Here is a 21,945-nt window from a genome sequence, read left to right as displayed (position 1 = left end):
GCGGCTGGTCCGCACAGCGGCCCGCCGCCTGTGGACAACCCACGGGCGACGGGCCGATCGTGACGTATGTACTGGTCTGGCGGGTCCGGGGCGGCGGTGCGGCCTCCCGGGCGCGGGGTCCCGCGGCCGTCGGGAGCGGGGCTCCCGCGGCGGCGGAGGTGCCGCGCGGAGGGTCAGACGGCGGCCTTCTTCAGGCGGCGGCGTTCCCGCTCGGACAGGCCGCCCCAGATGCCGAAGCGCTCGTCGTTGGCGAGGGCGTACTCGAGGCACTCGGAGCGGACCTCGCAGGCGAGGCAGACCTTCTTGGCCTCCCGGGTCGATCCGCCCTTCTCGGGGAAGAAGGACTCGGGGTCGGTCTGGGCGCACAGTGCGCGCTCCTGCCAGCCGAGCTCCTCTTCCGCGTCGTCGACCAGCAGTTCCTGCACCAGCTCGGTCATGTGCGCCCCTCGTCCGTCTTCCACGTCCCCGTGATGCAGCCGTTACCGTTCCCGGCTGAACGACACGAGTGAAATTACAAGTGTGCTGCTCCGGGCGAGTCAAGCCGAGATCTGCTATTGGGCCCCTTATTCACTCTGCGGAACCAAGGCCAAGCGGAAAGTGTTCAAATCGCCATAAACCTTGACACACAGACTGGGCCCGCGAAGCACCCCGCCCCGCGCGCAACCTCCACAGGGAAGGACGTCCGGCAGAAAGCACTCGTTCCGGCACGCGCGACGAAGCGAACCTGATCACAGTCGGATCACAGGATCACAACGACGTTCATGCTCCCGGTCGTGCGCACCATGTGTCCCGGGATCCGTATGAGCAAACCTTTCACCTGCGAGATGAACCGGATGAGGTGAACCGCGTCCCACGAACGGGGCGTCGAGTTGACAGTGGGGGTGTGAACCGCTGTCCTTGTGGGCATGCTCGCGAACTCGGCACTCACCTCGACCCGCTCCGCCGGGTCCCCCGGTGCTGCCCCCGTTCGCTGTAGCTGTCGCTCCTGCGGCTGTTGAGCCCTTCCCCCGCTCCGGCCGCCGCTGCCGTGTCGTACCCGACCCGGCCGCTGTGACCCCGCTCCCCCGCAGGGCGCCCCGCGCCGCCGTCCGCGATCCGGACGCCCGCGACACCGTCCTCGCACCGCCTGCCCCCGCCTGCCACCGCCTCTGAGCCGAGGAACCACCGCACCCATGAACAGCGACAGCGACCTCCAGATCGCCGGCGACATCCTCGAAGTGCCCCACCTGCTCCAGGCCCCGCGCCGACACCCCGCCACCGTCGCCGACTTCGTCGGCCTGGCCCGCTCCCTGGCCGCCGACCGCGCCCAGTGGGAGCATCTGGTCCGCTTCGACGCCACCACCCGCTGGTACCACCGCCTGCGGGCCGTGCCCGGGGCGCCGGAGCCGGCGCCGTCGGCCGGCGGGCCCCCGCACGATCCCGCCCGCACCCCCGGTTATGAGGTCTGGCTGCTGTCCTGGGTGCCGGGGCAGGGCAGCGGGCGGCACGACCACGGCCGCTCCTCCGGGGTGCTCACCGTCCTGGACGGCGCCCTCACCGAGCGCACCGCCCGCGGCTCCCGCGTGCTGACCCCGGGCTCCCAGCGGGTGTTCGCGCCGGGCTACGTCCACGAGGTCGTCAACGACGCCCTGGAGCCGGCCGTCAGCCTGCACGTCTACTTCCCCGGCCTGACCGAGATGCCGATGCACCCCGCGGCCGGGTCCGCGGCGGCCGGGCGGCCCTCCGCCGCCGCCCGCCACGCGTCCGGGGCGCTGCCCGGGTTCCCGACTGCCTGACACGGAGTCGGGGACGCCTGCCAGACTTGCCCCATGCGCATTGTGGTTCTGGCAGGCGGCATCGGCGGTGCCCGTTTCCTGCGTGGTCTGAAGCAGGCCGCGCAGGACGCGGACATCACGGTCATCGGCAACACCGGCGACGACATCCACCTCTTCGGGCTCAAGGTCTGCCCGGACCTCGACACGGTGATGTACACGCTCGGCGGCGGCATCAACGAGGAGCAGGGCTGGGGGCGGGCCGAGGAGACCTTCCACCTCAAGGAGGAACTCGCCGCCTACGGCGTCGGCCCCGAGTGGTTCGGGCTCGGCGACCGGGACTTCGCCACCCACATCGTGCGGACCCAGATGCTCGGCGCGGGATACCCGCTGAGCGCGGTCACCGAGGCGCTGTGCGACCGGTGGAAGCCGGGCGTGCGGCTGATCCCGATGACCGACGACCGGGTGGAGACGCACGTCGCCGTGACCCTCCCCGACGACGACGAGGGCGCGGGCGCCGGCGAACGCCGGGCCGTCCACTTCCAGGAGTACTGGGTGCGGCTGCGGGCGTCGGTGCCCGCCGAGGCGATCGTGCCGGTCGGCGCGGAGCAGGCGAAGCCCGCGCCGGGTGTCCTGGAGGCGATCGGCGCGGCCGACGTGATCCTCTTCCCGCCGTCCAACCCGGTGGTGTCCATCGGCACCATCCTCGCCGTGCCCGGCATCCGGGAGGCAATCGCCGAGGCGGGCGTGCCCGTGGTGGGCCTGTCGCCGATCGTCGGCGGCGCCCCGGTGCGCGGCATGGCCGACAAGGTGCTGGCCGCGGTCGGCGTGGAGAGCACGGCGGCGGCGGTCGCCGAGCACTACGGCTCCGGTCTGCTGGACGGCTGGCTGGTCGACACCGCCGACACGGCCGCGGTGGAGCGGGTGGAGGCGGCCGGCATCCGCTGCCGGGCCGTCCCGCTGATGATGACCGACGTGGACGCGACCGCGGCCATGGCCCGCCAGGCGCTGACGCTCGCCGAGGAGGTGCGCGCCCTGTGACCGGAACGCACCGGGAGCCCGGCTACCGCGTCTGGGCGGTCGCGGGCCTGCCCGAGATCCGCAAGGGCGACGACCTGGCCCGGCTGATCGCCGACGCCGAGCCGGACCTCGCCGACGGGGACGTCCTGCTCGTCACCTCGAAGATCGTCTCCAAGGCGGAGGGCCGCGTCGTCGAGGCCGCCGACCGGGAGGCGGCGATCGACGAGGAGACCGTACGGGTGGTGGCCCGTCGCGGCCCGCTGCGCGTCGTGGAGAACCGGCAGGGCCTGGTGATGGCGGCGGCCGGCGTCGACGCCTCCAACACCCCGTCGGGGACCGTGCTGCTGCTGCCGGAGGACCCCGACGCGTCGGCCCGCTCGATCCGGGACGGCCTGCGCGACGCCCTCGGCGTCGAGGTCGGCGTGCTCGTCACCGACACCTTCGGGCGCCCCTGGCGGACGGGGCTCACCGACGTCGCGATCGGCGCCGCGGGGGTCCGGGTCACCGACGACCTGCGCGGCGGCGAGGACACCCACGGCAATCCGCTGAGCGCCACGATCGTCGCCACCGCCGACGAACTGGCCGCCGCCGGCGACCTGGTGAAGGGCAAGACGGCCGGGCTGCCGGTGGCGGTCGTGCGCGGGCTGCCCCGTCTGGTCACCCCGGAGGACGGCCCCGGCGCCCGGGCCCTGGTCCGTGACGCGCGCGACGACATGTTCCGCCTCGGCACCTCGGAGGCGGTCCGCGAGGCCGTCACCGGGCGGCGCACGGTGCGCAGCTTCACCGACGAGCCCGTCGACCCCGAGGCGGTGCGCCGCGCGGTCGCCGCCGCGGTGACGGCACCCGCCCCGCACCACACCACGCCCTGGCGGTTCGTCCTGCTCCCGTCGCGGGAGTCCCGGACGCGTCTGCTGGACGCCATGCGGGACGCCTGGATCGCCGACCTGCGCGGGGACGGCAGGTCGGAGGAGTCCATCGCCCGGCGGATCCGCCGGGGGGACGTGCTGCGCAACGCCCCCTTCCTGGCGGTGCCGTGCATGGTGATGGACGGGTCGCACACCTACGGCGACGCCCGGCGGGACGGCGCGGAGCGCGAGATGTTCGTGGTCGCGACCGGTGCCGGGGTGCAGAACTTCCTGGTCGCCCTGGCCGGGGAGCGGCTGGGCTCGGCCTGGGTGTCGTCCACGATGTTCTGCCGTGACGTGGTCCGCGAGGTGCTGGACCTGCCGGCCCACTGGGAGCCGATGGGCGCGGTGGCGATCGGTCACCCCGCCGGGGAGCCCGGGCCGCGGCCCGCGCGGGACGCGGACGCCTTCATCGAGGTGCGGTGAGGTGAGGTGAGCCGGTCCCGCGAGCGCCTACCCTCGTAGGGTCCCGGCGCGGCCCCGGCCGCACCTCCGCCCCCGTCCCCTGGAATCCCTCGTGGCAGGACGTTTCGCCCCCCGGCCCCCGCGCCCCGACGGCGCGGGGCGGGCCGCCCCTGCTCCCGTGCCCGGGCGCGGGGGCCGGACCGTGGCGCCCGCCGCCGGGATACCCCGGCAGGCGCCGGCGCCCGCGCGGGTGCGCACCTGGGTGCCCGGCGGCCCGCTGGACCTCGGCCTGGTCCTCGGCCCGCTGCGGCGCGGCACCGGCGACCCGACGTTCCGGACCCTGCCGGACGGGTCGGCCTGGCGGGCCAGCCTCACCCCGGCCGGGCCGGGCACGCTGCGGGTGACCCGGCGCGGCGCGGAGGTGCGCGGCGAGGCGTGGGGGCCGGGCGCCGACTGGCTGCTGGACCACCTCCCGGAGCTGCTCGGCTCCGCCGACGACCCGGACGCCTTCGTGCCCCGCCACCGGCTGCTGGCGCACACCCGGCACCGGCGGCCCGGACTGCGGCTGACCCGGACGGGACTGGTGCTGGAGTCGCTGATCCCGTCGGTCCTGGAGCAGAAGGTCACCACCGGGGAGGCGTACCGGGCGTGGCGGCTCCTGGTCCGCAGGTTCGGGGAGCCGGCGCCCGGACCGGCGCCGGAGCGGATGTACGTGATGCCGCCGCCGCGCACCTGGGCGCTGATCCCGTCCTGGGAGTGGCACCGGGCGGGCGTCGACGACAAGCGGGCGTCGACGATCCTGCGGGCGGTACGGGTCGCGCCCCGGCTGGAGGAGGCGGTGCGGATGCCGCCGGCGGCGGCGCGGGAGCGCCTGGAACGGGTGCCGGGGATCGGACCGTGGACGTCGGCGGAGACCGTGCAGCGCAGTCACGGCGCGCCCGACGAGGTGACCGTGGGGGACCTGCACCTGCCCGGCATCGTGGGCTGGGCCCTCGCCGGGGACCGCTTCGCGGACGACGCGGTGATGCTGGACCTGCTGGAGCCGTACGCGGGCCAGCGGCACCGGGCGGCGCGCCTGATCCTGCTCAGCGGCCGGGTCCCGGAACGCCGGGCGCCGCGCATGCCCCACGGGGACATCGGCCGACTGTAGCCGGGACGGCCCGGACGACCGGAACGGAAGGGACGACCGGGACGACGGAGGCCGTCGGCGGTCCGGGGCACCGGGTACGGGGACGCGGCGTACGGGCACGGGCGTACGGAGCACAGGCACAGGCAGGACCCCGCCGCCCCGCCCGTGTACCGCTCGGCCCGTGCACCGCCCCGTCGCGGGCCCCGGCCGCCGTACGGCTCGCGCCCCTGGTCGCGGGCCCCGGGGCCGTCACCGACCCCGGGCGGTCACTGGTCCGAGGAGAAGCGCACCGCGCCGGCCGGGATGCGGGCGTCGCACCAGACCCGGGCCCCGTCGAGGAACTCGTTGCGGGCGCCGACGACCGCGCCGTCCCCTATCACCGCCCCGGTGAGCACCGACCGCTCCCCGACCCGGGCCCGGGTGCCGATCAGGGAGTCGGTGACGACCGCGCCCGGTTCTATGACCGCGCCCGGCAGGATGGTGCTGCCGAAGACGCGCGCGCCCTCCGCCACGAACGCGCCCTCGCCGACCACCGTGCCGCCCGCCAGCTTCGCGTCCGGTGCCACCGTCGCCGTGGGCAGCACCAGCCGGTCGCCGCAGCGGCCTGGCACGGCGGGCGACGGGGCCCGGCCGAGCACCAGGTCCGCGGAACCGCGCACGAAGGCCGCCGGGGTGCCGAGGTCCAGCCAGTAGGTGGAGTCGACCATGCCCTGCAGGTGCGCCCCGGCCGTCAGCAGCCCGGGGAAGGTCTCCCGTTCCACGGAGACGGGGCGCCCGGCGGGGATGGTGTCGATGACCGAGCGGCGGAAGACGTACGCGCCCGCGTTGATCTGGTCGGTGACGATCTCCTCGGGGGTCTGGGGCTTCTCCAGGAACGCCAGGACCCGTCCGGTGTCGTCGGTGGGGACCAGCCCGTAGGCGCGAGGGTCGGTCACCTTCGTCAGGTGCAGGGAGACGTCCGCGCCGGTCGTCTCGTGCGTGCGCACCAGCGCCTGGATGTCCAGGCCGGTGAGGATGTCCCCGTTGAAGACGAGCACCGGGTCGTCGGGGCCCGAGTGGAGGCGGGAGGCGACGTTGCGCAGGGCGCCGCCGGTGCCGAGCGGTTCCTCCTCCGTCACGTACTCGAGGTGCAGCCCGAGCGACGCGCCGTCGCCGAAGTGCGGTTCGAAGACCTCGGCCAGGTAGGACGTGGCCAGGACGATGTGCTCGACGCCCGCGGCTCTGGCTCTCGCCAGCTGGTGCGTCAGGAAGGGCACTCCGGCCGCCGGGACCATGGGCTTGGGCGTGTGCACCGTGAGCGGGCGCAGCCGCGTGCCCTTGCCGCCGACCAGGAGGATCGCTTCTGTCACCTGTCGTCTCTGCTTCCTGCCGGGACCGGCCGAACTGTCTTTCGGCCGGTCAGTGTATGCAGACCGTTCCACCGCGCATGCGACGGCCGTGGACTCCGGCAGGAAGGGACGTGCGGCCCGGCGGCTCCGCGTGCCTCAGCGGCCCTGGTAACGGGCCGCCGTGGAACGGGCGCTGCCGAGCTTCTTGTAGAGCTTCCCCCCGGGGCACGCGGTGTTGAACCCGTCCCGGTGACCGGAGATCACGTTCAGTCGCACCTTCTTGCCCTTTCGGTAGAGGTTGCCACCCGCCGACGTGAGGTATGTCTTCCCCTTGGGATTCATGCCGTGCAGCCCCAGCTTCCAGGCCGTCAGCCGGGACACGGCCTTCACCGCCGAGCCCGACGGCTTCCTGGCGCCGTAGGAGCCGATGACCGCGATGCCCATGCTGTTGCTGTTGAAGCCGAGCGTGTGCGCGCCCAGCACCGGCTTGGCCACTCCCCCGGCGCGGCCCTCGTAGATGCGCCCGCACTTGTCGATGAGGAAGTTGTAGCCGATGTCCCGCCAGCCGAGGCTCACCACGTGGTAGCGGTAGAAGCCCCGGATGAGGGAAGGCGCCTGGGAGCACGTGTAGGTGTTGCCGGAGGCGGTGTGGTGGACGAAGGCCGCCTTGACCTTCTTGGTGTAGGAGAAGCCCTTCTCCCGCAGGCTCTCGTTCGCCCCCCAGCCGCGCCGGGTGGTGATGGCGGGACGCGGCCCGATGTACGGCTTCGCCTGCCGGGCGCCCGGTGCGGCGGCCCCGCGGTCGGAGAGGAGCTCCCGCTCGGTCAGCTCGCGGCTCAGGGCGGGGATCTCGGTGGCGCCCAGAGGGGCGAGGGAGGCGTTGGCGGCGGAGGCGGCCATCGCCTCGGCGCCCGTCTCCCCGGCCCGGGAGGCGTCGAGGGGTCCGGCGGGCGGCGGGGTGCCCTCCCCGGGGTCGATGAGTTCGACCTGGAGCCCGGCCGGGAGCAGCGGGACCGCGGCGCTGCGGGGGGCCGTGGCGGGGCCGGCCGGGGTGCCGTCCGGGGCGCCGGTCGCGGGAGCGGCCGTCGCGCGGACCCGGATCTCGACGCCGTCCGACGCGCCCACCCACAGGGGCGCGGTGGCCCCGCGCCGGGTGCCGGAGGCGCGTTCCGGGGTGCCGGGGTCGGCCGCGTGGTCGGCGTTGTGGGTCTCGACGTCCTGCCAGCCGGACCAGTCGCCGGTGGTGACGGACCGGGTGCGGACCTGGACCAGGCCGTCGAGGTGGGCGGCGGGATCGTCCCAGACGACCCCGAGGAGGGAGAACTGCCGTACGGTCCGCGGGCCGAGGCCCTGGACCACGGTGCCCGCGGCGCGGTCGCCGCCGAGCGGACGGAGGGACAGGGACTGGGTGCTGCCGGGGACGTCCGCGTCGGCCGTACCCGCCGCGCGCGTGGCCGCTTCAGCCGTCGGCGCCGGTCCCGCGACCGCCGCGGCGGGCGGGGCGAGGGGGAGGGCGAGGGCGGCGGCACACGTGACACCGATTGAGGAAGCAAGAATTCCACGCATGCCCCTGAGCTTGGACACAGTCAGACATGTCTGTCCATCGCGGACATGACGGGCCGTCGGGCCCCGTTCCGCCGAACCGGTGGACCGGCCGAGCGGTGCCCCGGGGCCCGCCCGCGTACGCTTGCCCGGGTGAACGCCAGCGACCGTACCCCCGCCGACCTGCTGAGTTCCGCGCTCGCCGCGGACCCGGCCCGCCCCCTGGTGACGTTCTACGACGACGCCACGGGCGAACGCGTCGAACTGTCCGTGGCCACCTTCGCCAATTGGGTGGCCAAGACCGCCAATCTCCTCCAGGACGAGCTGTCCGCGGAACCGGGCGACCGGGTGGCGCTGCTGCTGCCCGCGCACTGGCAGACGGCCGTGTGGCTGCTGGCCTGCTCGTCGGTCGGCGTGGTCGCCGACGTGGCGTCCGCCGATCCGGGCGCGGCCGACGTCGTGGTGAGCGGACCGGACACGCTGGAGGCGGCGCGCGCCTGTCGCGGCGCCCGGATCGCGCTGGCCCTCAGGCCGCTCGGCGGGCGCTTCCCGCAGCCCCCCGAGGGCTTCGCCGACTACGCGGTGGAGGTGCCCGGCCAGGGCGACCGTTTCGCGCCGTACGCGCCGGTCTCCCCGGACGACCCGGCGCTGATCGTGGCCGGACGGGAGTTCAGCGGCGCCGAGGTGGTGCAGCGTGCCGAGGCGGAGGCCGCCGACCTGGGACTGACCGGGCCGGGTACGCGCATCCTGTCGGGGCTCGCCTACGACACCTGGGACGGGCTCAACGCGGGTCTGTACGGGCCGCTGGCGACCGGCGGTTCGGTGGTGCTGTGCCGCAACCTGGACCGGCTCGCCGCCGAGGACCTGGACAAGCGGGTGGAGAGCGAACGGGTCTCGGTCATCGCGCGCCTGCCCTCCCAGCCGTAGGCCACCGCCTGCGCGCCGGGGTCCGGGTCCCGGGCACGCCGGGTTCCGGGTCCCGGGCCCCGCCCCCGGCGCCCGCTCAGGGGACGCCCCGCGCCCGCGTCGCGCACCCGCTCAGGAGCAGCCCCGTCCCCGCGCCGCGCGCTCCAAACCCTGAGGCCGCCCCTTTCACCCGTCCGCACCGCTCCGTCCCTCGTTCGGCGCAGTTCCGGCCGCGCGCCGCCGCCCGGCCGGGTCATCGTCGTGAGCGACGGCACGGCACGCGACGCGCCGGACGCACCGCACGCGGTGCGCCGCCGACGCGGTGGGCGGCGGCTGCTGCCCGGCGGCGTCCGGTCCGTACGACGTCCCCGCGCGCCAGGGAGGGGTGGACCCGGTCATGAGCGACACCGCAGACGCGTCCCCCGGCGGGCCGGGACCGGCCAGGCGCGGGCTCGGCCCGGGCACCGGGGCCTCGGCGAGCGGGGCCGGACCGGACCGGCCGAGGCGCCGGCGGTGGACCCGGATCACCGCACTGTCGGCCGTCGGCGTGCTGGTGGCGGCGGCCGTCGCCGGCTGGGCCGTCTACGCCAAGCTGGAGGGCAACATCACGCCGGACGAGGCCGCCGCGGCCGAACTCGCCCGGTACGAGAAGGAACGGCCGACCGCTCTGGTCAAGGACGCCCGGAACATCCTGCTCATCGGCTCGGACTCGCGGGCCGGCGACGGCAACGCCCGCTACGGCCGGGACTCGGGCACGGAGCGGTCGGACACCGCCATCCTGCTGCACCTGGCGGCGGGCCGGCGCGACGCGACCGCGGTGTCCCTGCCCCGCGACCTGATGGTCGACGTACCGGGCTGCCTGCGCCCGGACGGCACCCGGACCCGGCCGATGTTCACCATGTTCAACCAGGCGTTCGCGGTGGGCGGTTCCGCCTGCGCCATCCGCACCGTGGAGAAGCTCACCGACATCCGCGTCGACCACCACGTCGTCGTCGACTTCCAGGGGTTCGAGAAGATGGTCGACGCCGTCGACGGCGTGGAGGTGTGCCTGCGGCGGCCCATCGACGACGAGGACGCCGGACTGAGCCTGCCCGCCGGGCGGGTGACCCTGAACGGCGAGCAGGCGCTCGGTTACGTACGGGCCCGGAAGTCCCTCGGGAACGGAAGCGACACCGACCGGATGGAACGCCAGCAACGCTTCCTCGGGGCGCTCGTCAACAAGGTGCGCAGCAATGACGTTCTGCTGAATCCGGCGAAGCTCTATCCCGTTCTGGACGCGGCCACCTCGTCCCTCACGACCGATCCGGCACTGGCGAGTCTGCGCGGTCTGTACGAACTCGTGCGCGGCTTGCGGGACATCCCCACGGAACGGGTGCAATTCCTCACCGTCCCGCGGGAGCCCTACGTCCACGACGCGAATCGGGACCAGCTGGTGCAGCCCGCCGCGCGGGAACTCTTCGAGCGGTTGCGCAGGGACGAGCCGCTGGTCGTGGCGCGGGGAGCGGCGCGGAACCCGGCCGGGGACGGCGGACCCGGCACCTCCGGCGAGAACTCGGGCCGCACTCCCGCACGGAGTGCGGGAAAGTCCGACGAAAAGGCCGGCGGAAAGGCCGTGGGGGAAGCCTCCGAGAACAGCTCGCCCGCCCCCACGTTCTCCGGCAACACGGCCGCCGAGGACAGCTGCACCTGAGGAATGCGGACCCACAACTCCGCGACGGGCGGGCACCGTCCGAGGAAATGGGCGAATTGCCCGCTTGAACACGCGTGGAATGTGTCACCGGCGTCGCCCTGGACTGATCCGTGCCGTTAGTGTGAGCCGACCCGGTGCGCAGCGCCTCGGGACCGGTCCTGAGGTCGCGCGCCGTGACACCGAGACCCGAGCGCCTGGGAGGGGAAAGGCGCCGCGTGGCCCCGACGGAGGATTCAGGCGACCGTGGACGCGCAAGGCCGTGGGCGGGCGGACGACATCGACCCCGCAGACCAGTGGGTGCTCAACCCGACGACGGGTGAATACGAACTGCGACTGAGCCCTTCCGCGGCGCAGTCGCCGGTCCCCGAACCCCGCCGGGCACGCAGCGCGCCGCCGGCCGCGCCGCGCGGCCGGACCCAGGCGCCGCCGAGGACCACCGAGGCCCCCGGCCGCCGCTCGCCCGAGCGCGAGGTGCCGCCGCCCCGCCGGCGGAAGGGCGCGCCCGAGGAACCGCCGCCGGGACGGCGCGGACGCCGGCCGGTCAAGAAGAAGGGGAAGGGGAAGGCGAAGCGGGCCCTGCTGTGGACCGGCGGGGCCATGGCGTTCGTGGTGCTCGTCACCGGTGCCGCCGGGTACCTGTACCTGGAGCACCTCAACGACAACATCACCTCGGTCCCCGACGACGGCGCGGGCACGGGCGGCTTCAGCAAGGACAAGGCCATCAACATCCTGCTGATCGGCACCGACAAGCGCACCGGCAAGGGCAACAAGGGGTACGGCGACGCCGGGAGCCCCGGGCACGCCGACACCACGATCCTGCTGCACGTCTCCAAGGACCGCACCAACGCGACCGCGTTGAGCATCCCGCGCGACCTGATCGTCGACGTCCCCGACTGCCCGACCACACAGGAGGACGGCAGCACGAAGGTCATCCCGGGCACCAGCGGGGTCCGCTTCAACACCAGCCTCGGTCAGGACGGCCGGACGCCCAGCTGCACCATGCGCACCGTCACCGAGCTGACCGGCATCACGCCGGACAACTTCATGGTGGCGGACTTCAACGCGGTCAAGACGCTGACCTCGGCGGTGGGCGGGGTCGAGGTCTGCCTCGCCAAGGACATCGACGACCCCGACTCGCACCTGAAGCTGACCAAGGGAACGCACACCATCGAGGGCGAGACGGCCCTGGCCTACGTCCGCACCCGCCACTCGGTCGGTTTCGGCGGGGACCTGAGCCGGATCGGGCTGCAACAGCAGTTCCTGAGCGCGCTGATGCGCAAGCTGAAGTCCAGTGACACCCTCACCAGCCCGTCGAAGATGGTCAAGCTCGCCGAGGCCGGGACCGAGGCGCTGACCGTCGACTCCCAGCTGGACAGCATCAACAAGCTGAAGGACCTCGGCCTGGAACTGGGCAAGCTCAACACCGAGAACCTGACGTTCACCACGGTGCCGGTGAAGGACAACCCGGCGGAGCGGGTGAAGGCGACCGTCGTCCTCGACGAGGCCAAGGCCCGGCAGGTGTTCGACCTCATCCGCAACGACGTGTCGTTCACGGACGTCAAGCAGCGGAAGAAGAAGGAGAAGGCGGCCGTCGCCGCCCGCCTCAAGGGCGAGAAGGCCCCGGCCGCCGAGGTGCGGGTGCGGGTCCTCAACGGCGGTGCCGCCCCGGGCAGTGCCCAGCAGACGCTGAGCTGGCTCCAGGTCGAGGAGGGCGTCACCAAGTCCGAGAACGGCGGCAACGCGCCGGAGGAACGGAAGAAGACCACGCTGGAGTACGCGCCCGACCAGGCCGCCCAGGCCCGCCGCCTCGCCGAGATCCTCGGACTGTCGGGGTCGGGGATGAAACCGGGCGAGAGCGTCACCAACGCGCAGGGCGTGCCCGCGATGACGCTGACGCTGGGCAAGGACTTCAAGGGGCCGGGCGTGTCCCTGACCCCGCCGGACAAGGCGCCGGACGACATCGACAAGTCCACGGCGGACAAGGTCGAGTGCGCCAAGTGACCCGCCGGGTCCGCCCCGTGTCCCACCGGGCGCGGGGCGGACCCGCGCCCGGCGTGCGGGCTCCGCGGCCGGGGCACGGTCACCGCTGGGGCGCCCGGCACGGTCACCGCTGGGGCGGCCGGGGCCGCCCGGGTGCCGCCGCGCGCGTCCCGGACACGCACCCCGGCCGGGTGGCGGACGCCACTCGGACGCCGCTCGGACGCCGCTCGGCGGTTTCCCGCCGGGCGGTGGCGGAGGGACGAGTCCCGGTCGCCGGTAGTGGGAAAACCCTTTGATCCAGGGTCGGATGGCAGGGAATGTCCCGTTTCGTGAGCGAGGAATTCGTCACTGCCTTCACTCCTTCACCGGCGGGGCAGCTAATGTGAGCGCTCCAGTGCCCCCGGCCGCGAGGACTGCCGCCCTCGCGTCGTGCACTGGGGTGACCAGCACCGCGGGCGCCTTCCGGAGGGGGGAGGGCGCCACGTGGTCCCGACGAAGGATCCGGACACCATGGACACGCAAGGCCGTGGGCGGGGGGACGACATCGATCCCGCAGACCAGTGGGTAATCAATCCGGCCACCGGGGAATACGAACTGCGACTGGGCCCTTCCGCTCCGCAACCGGCCGTGCCCCGGCCCCGCACGGGACCGAGGGACGGCGCGGGTTCGCGGGAGGGCACGGGTTCGCGGGAGGGCACGGGCCGCACGCGGTCACCCGGGCGGGAGACCGTCCCGCCGCAGCGGCGGCGGGAGCCCGCGGAGCCTTCCCCGGGGCGGCGCGCGGGCCGGGCGCCGCAGAAGAAGCCGAAGGGCAGGCGGATCCTGCTGTGGACCGGCGGCACCATGGCGTTCGTGGTGCTCGCCACCGGCACGGTCGGCTACTTCTACCTCAAGCACCTCGAGGGCAACGTCACCACGGCCGACGTCGGTGACGCCGCGAAGAGCAACTTCAGCAAGGACGAGGCGTTCAACATCCTCGTCCTCGGCACCGACAAGCGCACCGGCAAGGGCAACAAGGGGTACGGCGACGCCGGCAGCGTCGGGCACGCGGACACCACGGTGCTGCTGCACGTCTCCAAGGACCGTACGAACGCGACCGCGTTGAGCATCCCGCGCGACCTGATCGTCGACATCCCCGACTGCCCGACCACGCTGGAGGACGGCACCGAGACCGTCGTCCCCGGGGTGCAGGGCGCCCGGTTCAACCGGAGCCTGGGCGAGCAGGGCCGGGACCCGGGCTGCACCATGCGCACCGTGGAGGCGGCCACCGGCATCAAGCCGGACCACTTCATGATGGCGGACTTCAACGCGGTGAAGACCCTCACCACGGCCGTCGAGGGCGTCGAGGTGTGCCTGGCGAAGGCGGTGGACGACAAGAAGTCCCATCTGAAGCTGCCCGCCGGGAAGTCGGTGGTCGAGGGCGAGCAGGCCCTCGCGTTCGTCCGCACCCGCTCCAGCTTCGGCAACCAGGGCGACCTCGACCGGATCAAGGTGCAGCAGCAGTTCCTGGGCTCGCTGGTGCGCAAGATGTCCTCCGGCGACACCCTCACCAGCCCCACCAAGCTGCTGAAGCTGGCCGAGGCCGCCACCGAGGCGCTCACCGTCGACAAGGCCCTCGGCAACGTCAACACGCTCAAGGACGTGGCCCTGGAACTGAAGAAGGTGCCGCCGAAGAACATCTCCTTCCTCACCGTGCCGGTGAAGGACAACCCCGCCGAGCGGGTGAAGGCGACCGTCGTGCTCGACGAGGCGCGGGCGCCGCAGGTGCTGGACGCCATCCGGGACGACGTATCGCTGACCGAGGTCAAGCAGAAGCAGAAGAAGGAGAAGGCCGCGGTCGCCGCCCGGCTGAAGGGCAAGAAGGCGCCCGCCTCCGAGGTCCGGGTGCAGATCCTCAACGGCGGGGCCCCCTCGGGCAGTGCCCAGCAGACGCTGAGCTGGCTGCAGGTCGAGGAGGGCGTCACCAAGTCCGAGAACGGCGGCAACGCCCCGGAGCAGCTGAAGAAGACCACGCTGGAGTACGCGCCCGACCAGGCCGAGCAGGCCCGCCGTCTCGCCGCGATCCTCGGCCTGTCGGGGTCGGCCATGAAGCCCGGCGAGAGCGTCGTCAACTCCCAGGGCCTGCCCGCGATGACCCTCACCCTCGGCAAGGACTTCAAGCGCCCCGGCGTGAAGCTCGACGGCTCGGGCGGGGTCCCGCCGGAGGTCGAGAAGTCCACCGCCGACAAGGTCGAGTGTGCGAGCTGACGCTCAGGTGAGAGCGTCGCGACAGCCGGCTTCAACGTGTTGAAGTCGTTGTTGTTTCCTGTGCAACTGACGGGCCCTTCGTGCGTCTAACAGGACGCAGGACGGGCCTGTTTCACGACACGAGAGGTGCCAGGAGTGGCGAGAACGGGGGCAGTGACGCGGAACGCCGACCCGGGCACACCCGGTGAGGGTGACCCGGCCGCGGACCGGGAAGGCGGCCCGTCCGACGGGGACGGCGCCACGGCCCCGGCCGGCGACGACAGCCCCCGTCCGCGGCGGCGGCGCCGGGTGCTGAAGTGGACCGCGGCGGTGCTCGCGCTGCTCATAACCGGCTCCGCAGGGGCGGGTTACCTCTACTACCGGCACCTCAACGACAACCTCAGGAAGGACCCCCTGAACCTCGGCGACAACAAGATCGCCGCGCCCACGCCCAACGCGGCCGGGCAGACCCCGCTGAACATCCTGCTGATCGGCTCGGACGCCCGCGACACCAAGGAGAACCAGCAACTCGGCGGTGCCCGGGAGACGTTCGGCTCGACGCCGCTGGCCGACGTGCAGATGCTGGTGCACCTGTCGGCGGACCGCTCGAACATGTCGGTCGTCAGCATGCCGCGTGACACCCTGGTGCAGATCCCCAAGTGCACCGACCCCGAGGACGGCACGGTGTATCCGGCGAGCAACGGCCGGGTGATGACCAACCAGAGCCTCGGTCACGGCGGTCCGGGCTGCACGGTGGCCACCTGGCAGGAGCTCACCGGCATCCACATCGACCACTTCGTCATGGTGGACTTCGCCGGCGTGGTGTCCATGGCCGACGCGGTCGGCGGCGTGCCGGTGTGCGTGGACAAGAACATCCACTCCCGCGACAGCCGGGGGCACGGCTCCGGCCTGAAGCTGGAGAAGGGCACGACCTACATCAAGGGCGAGCAGGCCCTGCAGTGGCTGCGCACCCGGTACGGCTTCGAGGACGGCAGCGACCTCGCTCGCGCCAAGGCGCAGCACATGTACATGAACGCGATGGTCCGTCAGCTGCGCGAGAACGCCACCCTGAGCAGCCCCAACAAGCTGCGCAGACTGGCCGAGAAGGCCACCACCGCGCTGACCGTCGACCCCGGTCTGGACACCGTCAAGAAGCTCTACGACCTCAGCAACGAGCTGCGGAAGGTGGAGCCGAAACGTATCACCATGACCACCATGCCCAACCGGTACGTGGGCTCCCGCGTGGAGCCCACCGAGGACGCCGAGCAGCTGTTCCGGCTGGTGCGCGAGGACATCGCCCTGGACGGCAGGGACGCCGAGGAGGAGCCGGCCGTGGAGGACGCCCCCGAGGAACCGGCGGCCCCCGACGACGAGATCGCCGTGCGGGTCCTCAACGGCACCCGGACGGACACCCTGGGGCCCGCCGCCGGGCGGGCGGGCACCGTGGCCGGACTGCTCAAGGAGAAGGGCTTCACGGACGCCACGGCCGACACGGTCGGCATCACGCGGGAGAAGCGCACCGTGGTGCACTACCCGAGCGCCGACCTGGAGGGCGACGCCCGGCGGGTCGCCGAGGTGCTGGGCATCCCGTCGGACGCGGTGAAGCGGTCCACCGAGGTGTCCGGCGTCACGCTCGTCGTGGGCGCCGACTGGCGCGAGGGCGACACCTACCGGGCACCGGAGAAGGACGACACCACCCCCGAGTCGGCCCAGCCCCTCAACGGCGCCGACGACTCGGCGTGCATGGAGGTCAACCCGGCCTTCAGCTGGTAGCGGGGGCGGACGGGGCGGGCTCCCGCGCCGACACGGGCCGGGCGGGGGCCTCGCGCTGCCCGCACGGAAGGGTCGGGCACGGCGGAGCCTCGCCCCCGGACGGCAAGGGCCGGGCGCGGCCGGCTCTCGGGCAGGGCACGAGCCGCCCCGGCACGGGTCACGCCCGGCAGGGCACGGGCCGGGCTGTCGAACTCCGGGTGAGGCAGGGCAAGGGCCCGGGATACGTGACACGGCTCCGGAACGGTGTCACGGGCCCTCCCCGTCGGAAGGGCCCGGGAACGGTCCGTCAGGCCGCCGGGGCGTCCGCGCGGACGGCGGGGCGGCGCGAGGCGATGACCTTCTTCGCCAGCGAGCGCGGGCTGGTCAGGAAGCCCCAGCCCCAGGACATGTGCATGGTGGCCAGGGCCACCGGTATCCGCAGCCGCGCCGCCAGGGGCAGGCCCTTGCCCGCCGGCACCGAGCCCAGCACGATGGCCGCCAGGTAGCCGCCGGGCACCACGAAGCCCCAGGGGGTCAGCAGGACACCGGCCAGGGTGCCCGCCGCGATCGCGCACACCGCGGCCGGCGGGGCCAGGTAGCGCAGGTTGATGGACCCCGCGTGGTAGCGGGCCACCACGTGCCGCCAACGGCCGTAGTCCTTGTACTGCTTGGCCAGGGCCCGCACCGTGGGCCGCGGGCGGTAGGACACCTTCAGCTCCGGCGAGAACCAGATCAGCCCGCCGGCCTCGCGGATGCGGAAGTTCAGCTCCCAGTCCTGGGCGCGGATGAACTCCACGTTGTAACCGCCCTGCTGCTCCAGCGCCTCGCGCCGGAACACCCCCAGGTACACCGTGTCGGCGGGACCGGCCTCGCCCCCGGTGTGGAAGGCGGCGTTGCCGACGCCGATCCGGGACGTCATCGCGGCGGCGACCGCGTGCTCCCAGTCGTTCTCGCCCTCGGCATGCATGATCCCGCCCACGTTCTGCGCGCCGGTCTCCTCCAGGAGCCGCACCGCGGTGGCGATGTAGTTCGGGGAGAGCATGCCGTGCCCGTCGACGCGGACCACGACCGGATGGCGCGAGGCCTTGATCGCCGCGTTGAGGGCGGCCGGGGTGCGGCCGGTCGGGTTGGGCACGGTGTGCACCCGCGGGTCCTCGGCGACGAGCTCGGCGGCGATCTCGTCCGTGCGGTCCGTGGACGGACCGAGGGCGATCACGACCTCCATCTCGCCGTCGTACTCCTGGGCGAGGATCGCGCGGACGGCGCCGCGCAGATGCCGCTCCTCGTTGAGGACCGGCATGATCACGGAAACGGCGGGGTGCCGCACGTCGGGATTGGCGTTCATAGGAGGCTCACGTTACCGCGTACGGGGGACACCGATGCGCGCGCCGGGGGCGATGAGCCGGGCCGCAGATCGTATCGGCCTACGGTGCTCAAGATCCACGCACGGCCGTCGTCCGGAGGTGTCCCCTTTGCCCACGCCGCCGCGGTCCCCCCGGCCCCGTACCACGCCCCGGCGCCCGCACCGACCGTCCCGCGGCGCCCCGCGTCCCCCCGCCCGCCGCCGGGCGCGCTGGGGGATGCGGGCCGTCACCACCGTGTCGGTGGTGGTGCTCGCCTCGGCGGGCATCGGGCACACGGTGCTCACCGGTCTGGAGTCGGGCATCGACCGGGTCGACCCGTTCCGGGACATGAAGAACCGTCCCGAGGCCGGCCACGGCATGAACATCCTGGTCGTCGGCACCGACGGACGCGACGGGATCAGCGAGGAGGAGCGGCGCAAGTACCGCCTCGGCGGGGCGCCCTGCCACTGCACCGACACGATGATGATCGTCCACATCTCCGAGGACCGGGACCGGGCCAGCGTGGTGAGCCTGCCCCGCGACTCCTACGCCATGACGCCCGCGCACACCGACCGGGTCAGCGGCGAGCGGCACGAGGGGCACCCGCTGAAGCTGAACGCCGCCTACGCCGAGGGCGGGCCGCAGCTGACCGTGCGCACGGTCGAGAAGATGACCCGGGTGAAGATCGACCACTACCTGGAACTGGACTTCACCAGCTTCATGAAGACCGTCGACGTCGTCGGCGGCGTCGAGATCTGCACCGACCGGCGGCTGAAGGACTCGCACACCGGCCTGGACCTGGCACCGGGCCGGCACACCCTGGACGGCGGGCAGGCGCTGCAGTACGTCCGCGCCCGGTACGTCGACGCGGCGAGCGACCTGGGCCGGATGAAGCGCCAGCAGCGCTTCATGGCCGCCCTGGTCGAACGGGCCACCTCCTCCGGGATCCTGCTCAACCCGATGAAGTTCCGGGACGTGACCCGGGCGGTGCTCGGCTCGGTCCGCGCCGACAAGGGCTTCGGCACCGACGAACTGCTGGACCTGGGGCGGGCGATGCGGAACTTCTCCCCCTCGTCCTCCGAGTTCACCACGGTCCCGATCGGGAAGATGGGCCACCGCGTCGAGGGCGTCGGCTCCACGCTGAAATGGGACCCGGAGAAGTCGGAGCGCATCTTCGAGGCGCTGCGCCGGGACGACCCGCTGTCCCCGCCGAAGGCGAAGGGCGGGGCGCTGCGGGTGGCCGTGGACCCCGCGCAGATCCGGGTCCAGGTGGAGAACGGCACCACCACCGCCGGGCTGGGCCGCCGTGTCGACGCGGCCCTGGCCGCGACCGGCTTCGCCACCACCCGGGCCCCGGCCAACGCCGCGACCCGGGACGTGACCCGCACCGTCATCGCCTACGACCCGCGCTGGGACCGCTCCGCGAAGTCCCTCGCGGCGGCCCTGCCGGGCAGTGAACTGCGCGCGGTCAAGGGCCAGGGCGCCACGCTCAAGGTGATCGCCGGGACCGACTTCGAGAAGGTCCGCAAGGTGCGGCCCGCGGACCCGGGCCAGGACGAGTTCGGTGTGGTGCGCGGCGACGAGGTCGGCTGCACCTGAGCGGCCCGGCCGGACCCGGCCACCGAACCGGCTGCGCCCGCCCACCGGACGGGCCGGGTCGGACCGGGGCGGGCCGGGGCCGGCCGCGTCGGACCGGACCGGCCGCACCGGACCGTCGGCCGCCCCGGCCACACCGGTCGCGACCGCCCCACGACCGCGACCGCCCCACGGCCGCGCGGCTCAGTCCTCGTAGCCCTCGGCGGCCCGCCGCTCGCGCAGCTCCATGATCGCCCGGCGGCGGGCCAGCCGGTGCGTGCGGCGGATCTGCGCCTCCTGGTAGCGGCGCCGGTCCCGGTCGGTCTCCGGCAGGACCGGCGGCACGCGGCGCGGCTTGCCGTCCGCGTCGACGGCCGCGAACACCAGGTAGGCGGAGCCGACCTGGGTGGCGGGGGCGGACTCGTTCCAGCGCTCCGCCAGCACCCGCACGCCGACCTCCATCGAGGTCCGGCCCGTCCAGTTGACCTGGGCCTTGACGTGCACGAGGTCGCCGACCCGGACCGGCTCCAGAAACGCCATCTCGTCCATCGACGCGGTGACCGCGGGCCCTTCGGAGTGCCGCCCGGCGACGGCGCCCGCCGCGTCGTCGACCAGCTTCATGATGACGCCGCCGTGCACCGTCCCCAGCAGGTTGGTGTCGCTGTGGGTCATGATGTGGCTGAGCGTCGTACGGGACGCGGACGTGGGCTTGCCCGGGATGTCCTGGGTGTCCGGGGTGCCCGGGGTGTCCGTCTGAGGGGCGGGGGCCTGGTCTGTCATGGCCTCCACCTTATGCCGAGGGACATCCCGGGAATTTGTGTCAGCTTCGCTACAGCGGCGACCTTATTTTCCGACGACCCTGTATGACACGGCGTCCGGACCTGCACACTGTTGCGCATGACTGATTGGCCCGACGCACGGCCCGACGACCACCGCGGCAGCCGCTACGGCCGCGGCAGCGCGAGCGCACAGCCCGAAGGCGCCCGCGTGATGCGGCAGGTCCGCCGCGGCCCGACCGCCCCGCCCGCGCACGGCGGTTACGGCGGTGTCCCGCAGCAGCCCTCCTACGTCGACGGCCAGGGCCACGGCGGCTACGGCGGCGGCCAGGGCGGTGACTACAACACCGGCCAGGTCTACGGGCGGCCCTCCGGGCCCGGCGGCCCGGGCGGCCCCGGCACCTACCCGCGGCAGTCCGCGCCGGACTGGCGGCGCCGCATCAAGGTGACCGCGATCACCGTCGCCACTGTGCTGATCGTCACCCTGGTGGGCACCTACTTCTGGGCCGACTCCAAGCTGAACCGCGAGGTCGACCTGTCCAAGGTGATCGAGCGGCCGGAGAAGGGCGCGGGTACCACCTACCTGATCGTCGGCTCCGACAGCCGCGCCGGGCTCAGTTCCGAGCAGAAGAAGAAGCTGCGCACCGGGTCCGCCGAGGGCAAGCGCACCGACTCGATGATGATCCTGCACACCGGTGACAACGGCCCCACGCTGATCTCGCTGCCCCGCGACTCCAACGTGGAGATCCCCTCGTTCAAGGGCTCCGACTCCGGCAAGACGTACCCGGGGACCGGCCGTCAGGTGAAGCTCAACGCCGCCTACTCCGAGGACGGGCCCGAACTGCTCGTGCGCACCGTGGAGTTCAACACCGGGCTGCACATCGACCACTACGTCGAGATCGGCTTCGCCGGCTTCGCGAACATCGTGGACGCGGTCGGCGGCGTCGAGATGGACATCCCGCAGGACATCAAGGACACCAAGTCCGGCGCCGACCTGAAGAAGGGCAAGCAGACGCTGGACGGCCAGCAGGCCCTCGCCTTCGTCCGCACCCGGTACGCGCTCGCGGGCTCGGACCTGGACCGCACCAAGAACCAGCAGAAGTTCCTCTCGGCCCTGGCCAACCAGGTGGCCACGCCGGGCACGGTGCTCAACCCGTTCAAGCTGTACCCGACCCTGGGCGCCGGCCTGGACTCGCTCATCGTCGACAAGGACATGGGCCTGTTCGACCTCGCGACCATGTTCTGGGCGATGAAGGGCGTCAGCGGCGGCGACGGCACCTCGATGAACATGCCCATCGCGGGCTCCACCGGCGGCAACCTGCTCTGGGACAAGGCCAAGGTCAAGCAGCTGGTGAACCAGCTGAACAACGACGAGAAGGTCACCGTCAAGGGCAACTGACGGACGCCACACGGCGGCTGACGGTACGTCGACGGACGAGGGGCATCCCACGACGGGGGGCCCCTCATCCGTTCCGCCGCGACGGCGGGCGGGCGTGGCGGTGCCGGGCTGGTGCCGTCGGTCCGGTGCCGTCGGTCCGGTGCCGACCCCGGTGCCGACTCCGGTGCCAACCCCGGTATGCCTGCCGTCGATGCGGTGTCGGTGTCGGTCCGGTGTCG

The 21,945-nt window shown here is 73.3% G+C and carries 16 protein-coding genes; 11 read left to right on the top strand and 5 right to left on the bottom strand.

Features of this window, described 5'->3' with window-relative positions; translation table 11 throughout:
• Positions 1-173 precede the first annotated feature (173 nt).
• Positions 174-437, bottom strand: a complete 264-nt coding sequence (locus tag AC02VZ_RS07550; RefSeq protein WP_362101865.1) for a WhiB family transcriptional regulator — start codon at positions 435-437, stop codon at positions 174-176.
• A 735-nt stretch (positions 438-1,172) separates the two neighbouring features.
• On the opposite strand from AC02VZ_RS07550, the gene AC02VZ_RS07545 reads away from it, so the two are divergent.
• The 4 genes from AC02VZ_RS07545 to AC02VZ_RS07530 all read left to right on the top strand — a co-directional run bounded on the left by AC02VZ_RS07545 (position 1,173) and on the right by AC02VZ_RS07530 (position 5,231).
• The gene (locus AC02VZ_RS07545) at positions 1,173-1,775 is read left to right on the top strand and encodes a cysteine dioxygenase (RefSeq protein ID WP_432056199.1); all 603 of its coding nucleotides are present in this window, start codon (positions 1,173-1,175) and stop codon (positions 1,773-1,775) included.
• A 33-nt stretch (positions 1,776-1,808) separates the two neighbouring features.
• On the top strand, positions 1,809-2,792 hold the full coding sequence (gene cofD, locus AC02VZ_RS07540; protein WP_432056198.1) for a 2-phospho-L-lactate transferase: 984 nt from the start codon (positions 1,809-1,811) through the stop codon (positions 2,790-2,792).
• Positions 2,789-4,102 carry a coenzyme F420-0:L-glutamate ligase gene (locus tag AC02VZ_RS07535; RefSeq protein WP_432056197.1) on the top strand — a complete coding sequence of 438 codons (1,314 nt, stop codon included), beginning with the start codon at positions 2,789-2,791 and terminating at the stop codon, positions 4,100-4,102. The genes cofD and AC02VZ_RS07535 overlap by 4 nt, the downstream gene beginning before the upstream one ends.
• 91 nt (positions 4,103-4,193) lie before the next feature.
• A complete protein-coding gene (locus AC02VZ_RS07530; RefSeq protein WP_432056196.1) occupies positions 4,194-5,231 on the top strand; it encodes a DNA-3-methyladenine glycosylase family protein in 1,038 nt (345 codons plus the stop codon).
• 245 nt (positions 5,232-5,476) lie between these two features.
• On the opposite strand, the gene manB is transcribed toward AC02VZ_RS07530, so the two are convergent.
• Positions 5,477-6,559: a mannose-1-phosphate guanylyltransferase gene (gene manB, locus AC02VZ_RS07525; RefSeq protein ID WP_432056195.1), complete on the bottom strand. Its 1,083-nt coding sequence runs from the start codon at positions 6,557-6,559 to the stop codon at positions 5,477-5,479.
• 135 nt (positions 6,560-6,694) lie between these two features.
• Positions 6,695-8,104 (bottom strand): peptidoglycan recognition protein family protein, encoded by a 1,410-nt coding sequence (locus AC02VZ_RS07520; protein WP_432056194.1) that lies wholly within the window; start codon positions 8,102-8,104, stop codon positions 6,695-6,697.
• A gap of 129 nt (positions 8,105-8,233) precedes the next feature.
• On the opposite strand from AC02VZ_RS07520, the gene AC02VZ_RS07515 reads away from it, so the two are divergent.
• The 5 genes from AC02VZ_RS07515 to AC02VZ_RS07495 all read left to right on the top strand — a co-directional run bounded on the left by AC02VZ_RS07515 (position 8,234) and on the right by AC02VZ_RS07495 (position 16,655).
• A complete protein-coding gene (locus tag AC02VZ_RS07515) occupies positions 8,234-9,007 on the top strand; it encodes a TIGR03089 family protein (protein ID WP_432056193.1) in 774 nt (257 codons plus the stop codon).
• 376 nt (positions 9,008-9,383) lie between these two features.
• Positions 9,384-10,676, top strand: a complete 1,293-nt coding sequence (locus AC02VZ_RS07510) for an LCP family protein (protein ID WP_476474895.1) — start codon at positions 9,384-9,386, stop codon at positions 10,674-10,676.
• A gap of 243 nt (positions 10,677-10,919) precedes the next feature.
• On the top strand, positions 10,920-12,677 hold the full coding sequence (locus tag AC02VZ_RS07505; protein WP_476474894.1) for an LCP family protein: 1,758 nt from the start codon (positions 10,920-10,922) through the stop codon (positions 12,675-12,677).
• A 489-nt stretch (positions 12,678-13,166) separates the two neighbouring features.
• Complete coding sequence (locus AC02VZ_RS07500; protein WP_476474893.1) at positions 13,167-14,903, top strand: LCP family protein; 1,737 nt, start codon at positions 13,167-13,169, stop codon at positions 14,901-14,903.
• 153 nt (positions 14,904-15,056) lie between these two features.
• The gene (locus AC02VZ_RS07495) at positions 15,057-16,655 is read left to right on the top strand and encodes an LCP family protein (protein ID WP_476474892.1); all 1,599 of its coding nucleotides are present in this window, start codon (positions 15,057-15,059) and stop codon (positions 16,653-16,655) included.
• A gap of 286 nt (positions 16,656-16,941) precedes the next feature.
• Here AC02VZ_RS07495 and AC02VZ_RS07490 read toward each other — a convergent pair whose 3' ends face one another.
• A complete protein-coding gene (locus tag AC02VZ_RS07490; RefSeq protein WP_432056188.1) occupies positions 16,942-17,979 on the bottom strand; it encodes a glycosyltransferase family 2 protein in 1,038 nt (345 codons plus the stop codon).
• A 127-nt stretch (positions 17,980-18,106) separates the two neighbouring features.
• Between AC02VZ_RS07490 and AC02VZ_RS07485 the strand changes: the two genes are divergently transcribed.
• Positions 18,107-19,576, top strand: coding sequence for an LCP family protein (locus tag AC02VZ_RS07485; RefSeq protein WP_476474891.1), 1,470 nt, complete (start codon positions 18,107-18,109; stop codon positions 19,574-19,576).
• A 180-nt stretch (positions 19,577-19,756) separates the two neighbouring features.
• Here the strand turns inward: AC02VZ_RS07485 and AC02VZ_RS07480 are convergent, their stop codons facing one another.
• Entirely contained in the window at positions 19,757-20,332 is a 576-nt protein-coding gene (locus AC02VZ_RS07480; protein WP_432056186.1) for an acyl-CoA thioesterase, read from the bottom strand.
• 117 nt (positions 20,333-20,449) lie between these two features.
• Here AC02VZ_RS07480 and AC02VZ_RS07475 point away from each other — a divergent pair, with 117 nt between their 5' ends.
• Complete coding sequence (locus AC02VZ_RS07475; protein WP_476474890.1) at positions 20,450-21,727, top strand: LCP family protein; 1,278 nt, start codon at positions 20,450-20,452, stop codon at positions 21,725-21,727.
• Positions 21,728-21,945: the final 218 nt, after the last annotated feature.

It is taken from the genome of Streptomyces sp. 3-6 (assembly GCF_056323165.1).
The sequence above is the reverse complement of the archived record's forward strand: the minus strand, read 5'-3'. Positions and strand labels throughout refer to the sequence as shown.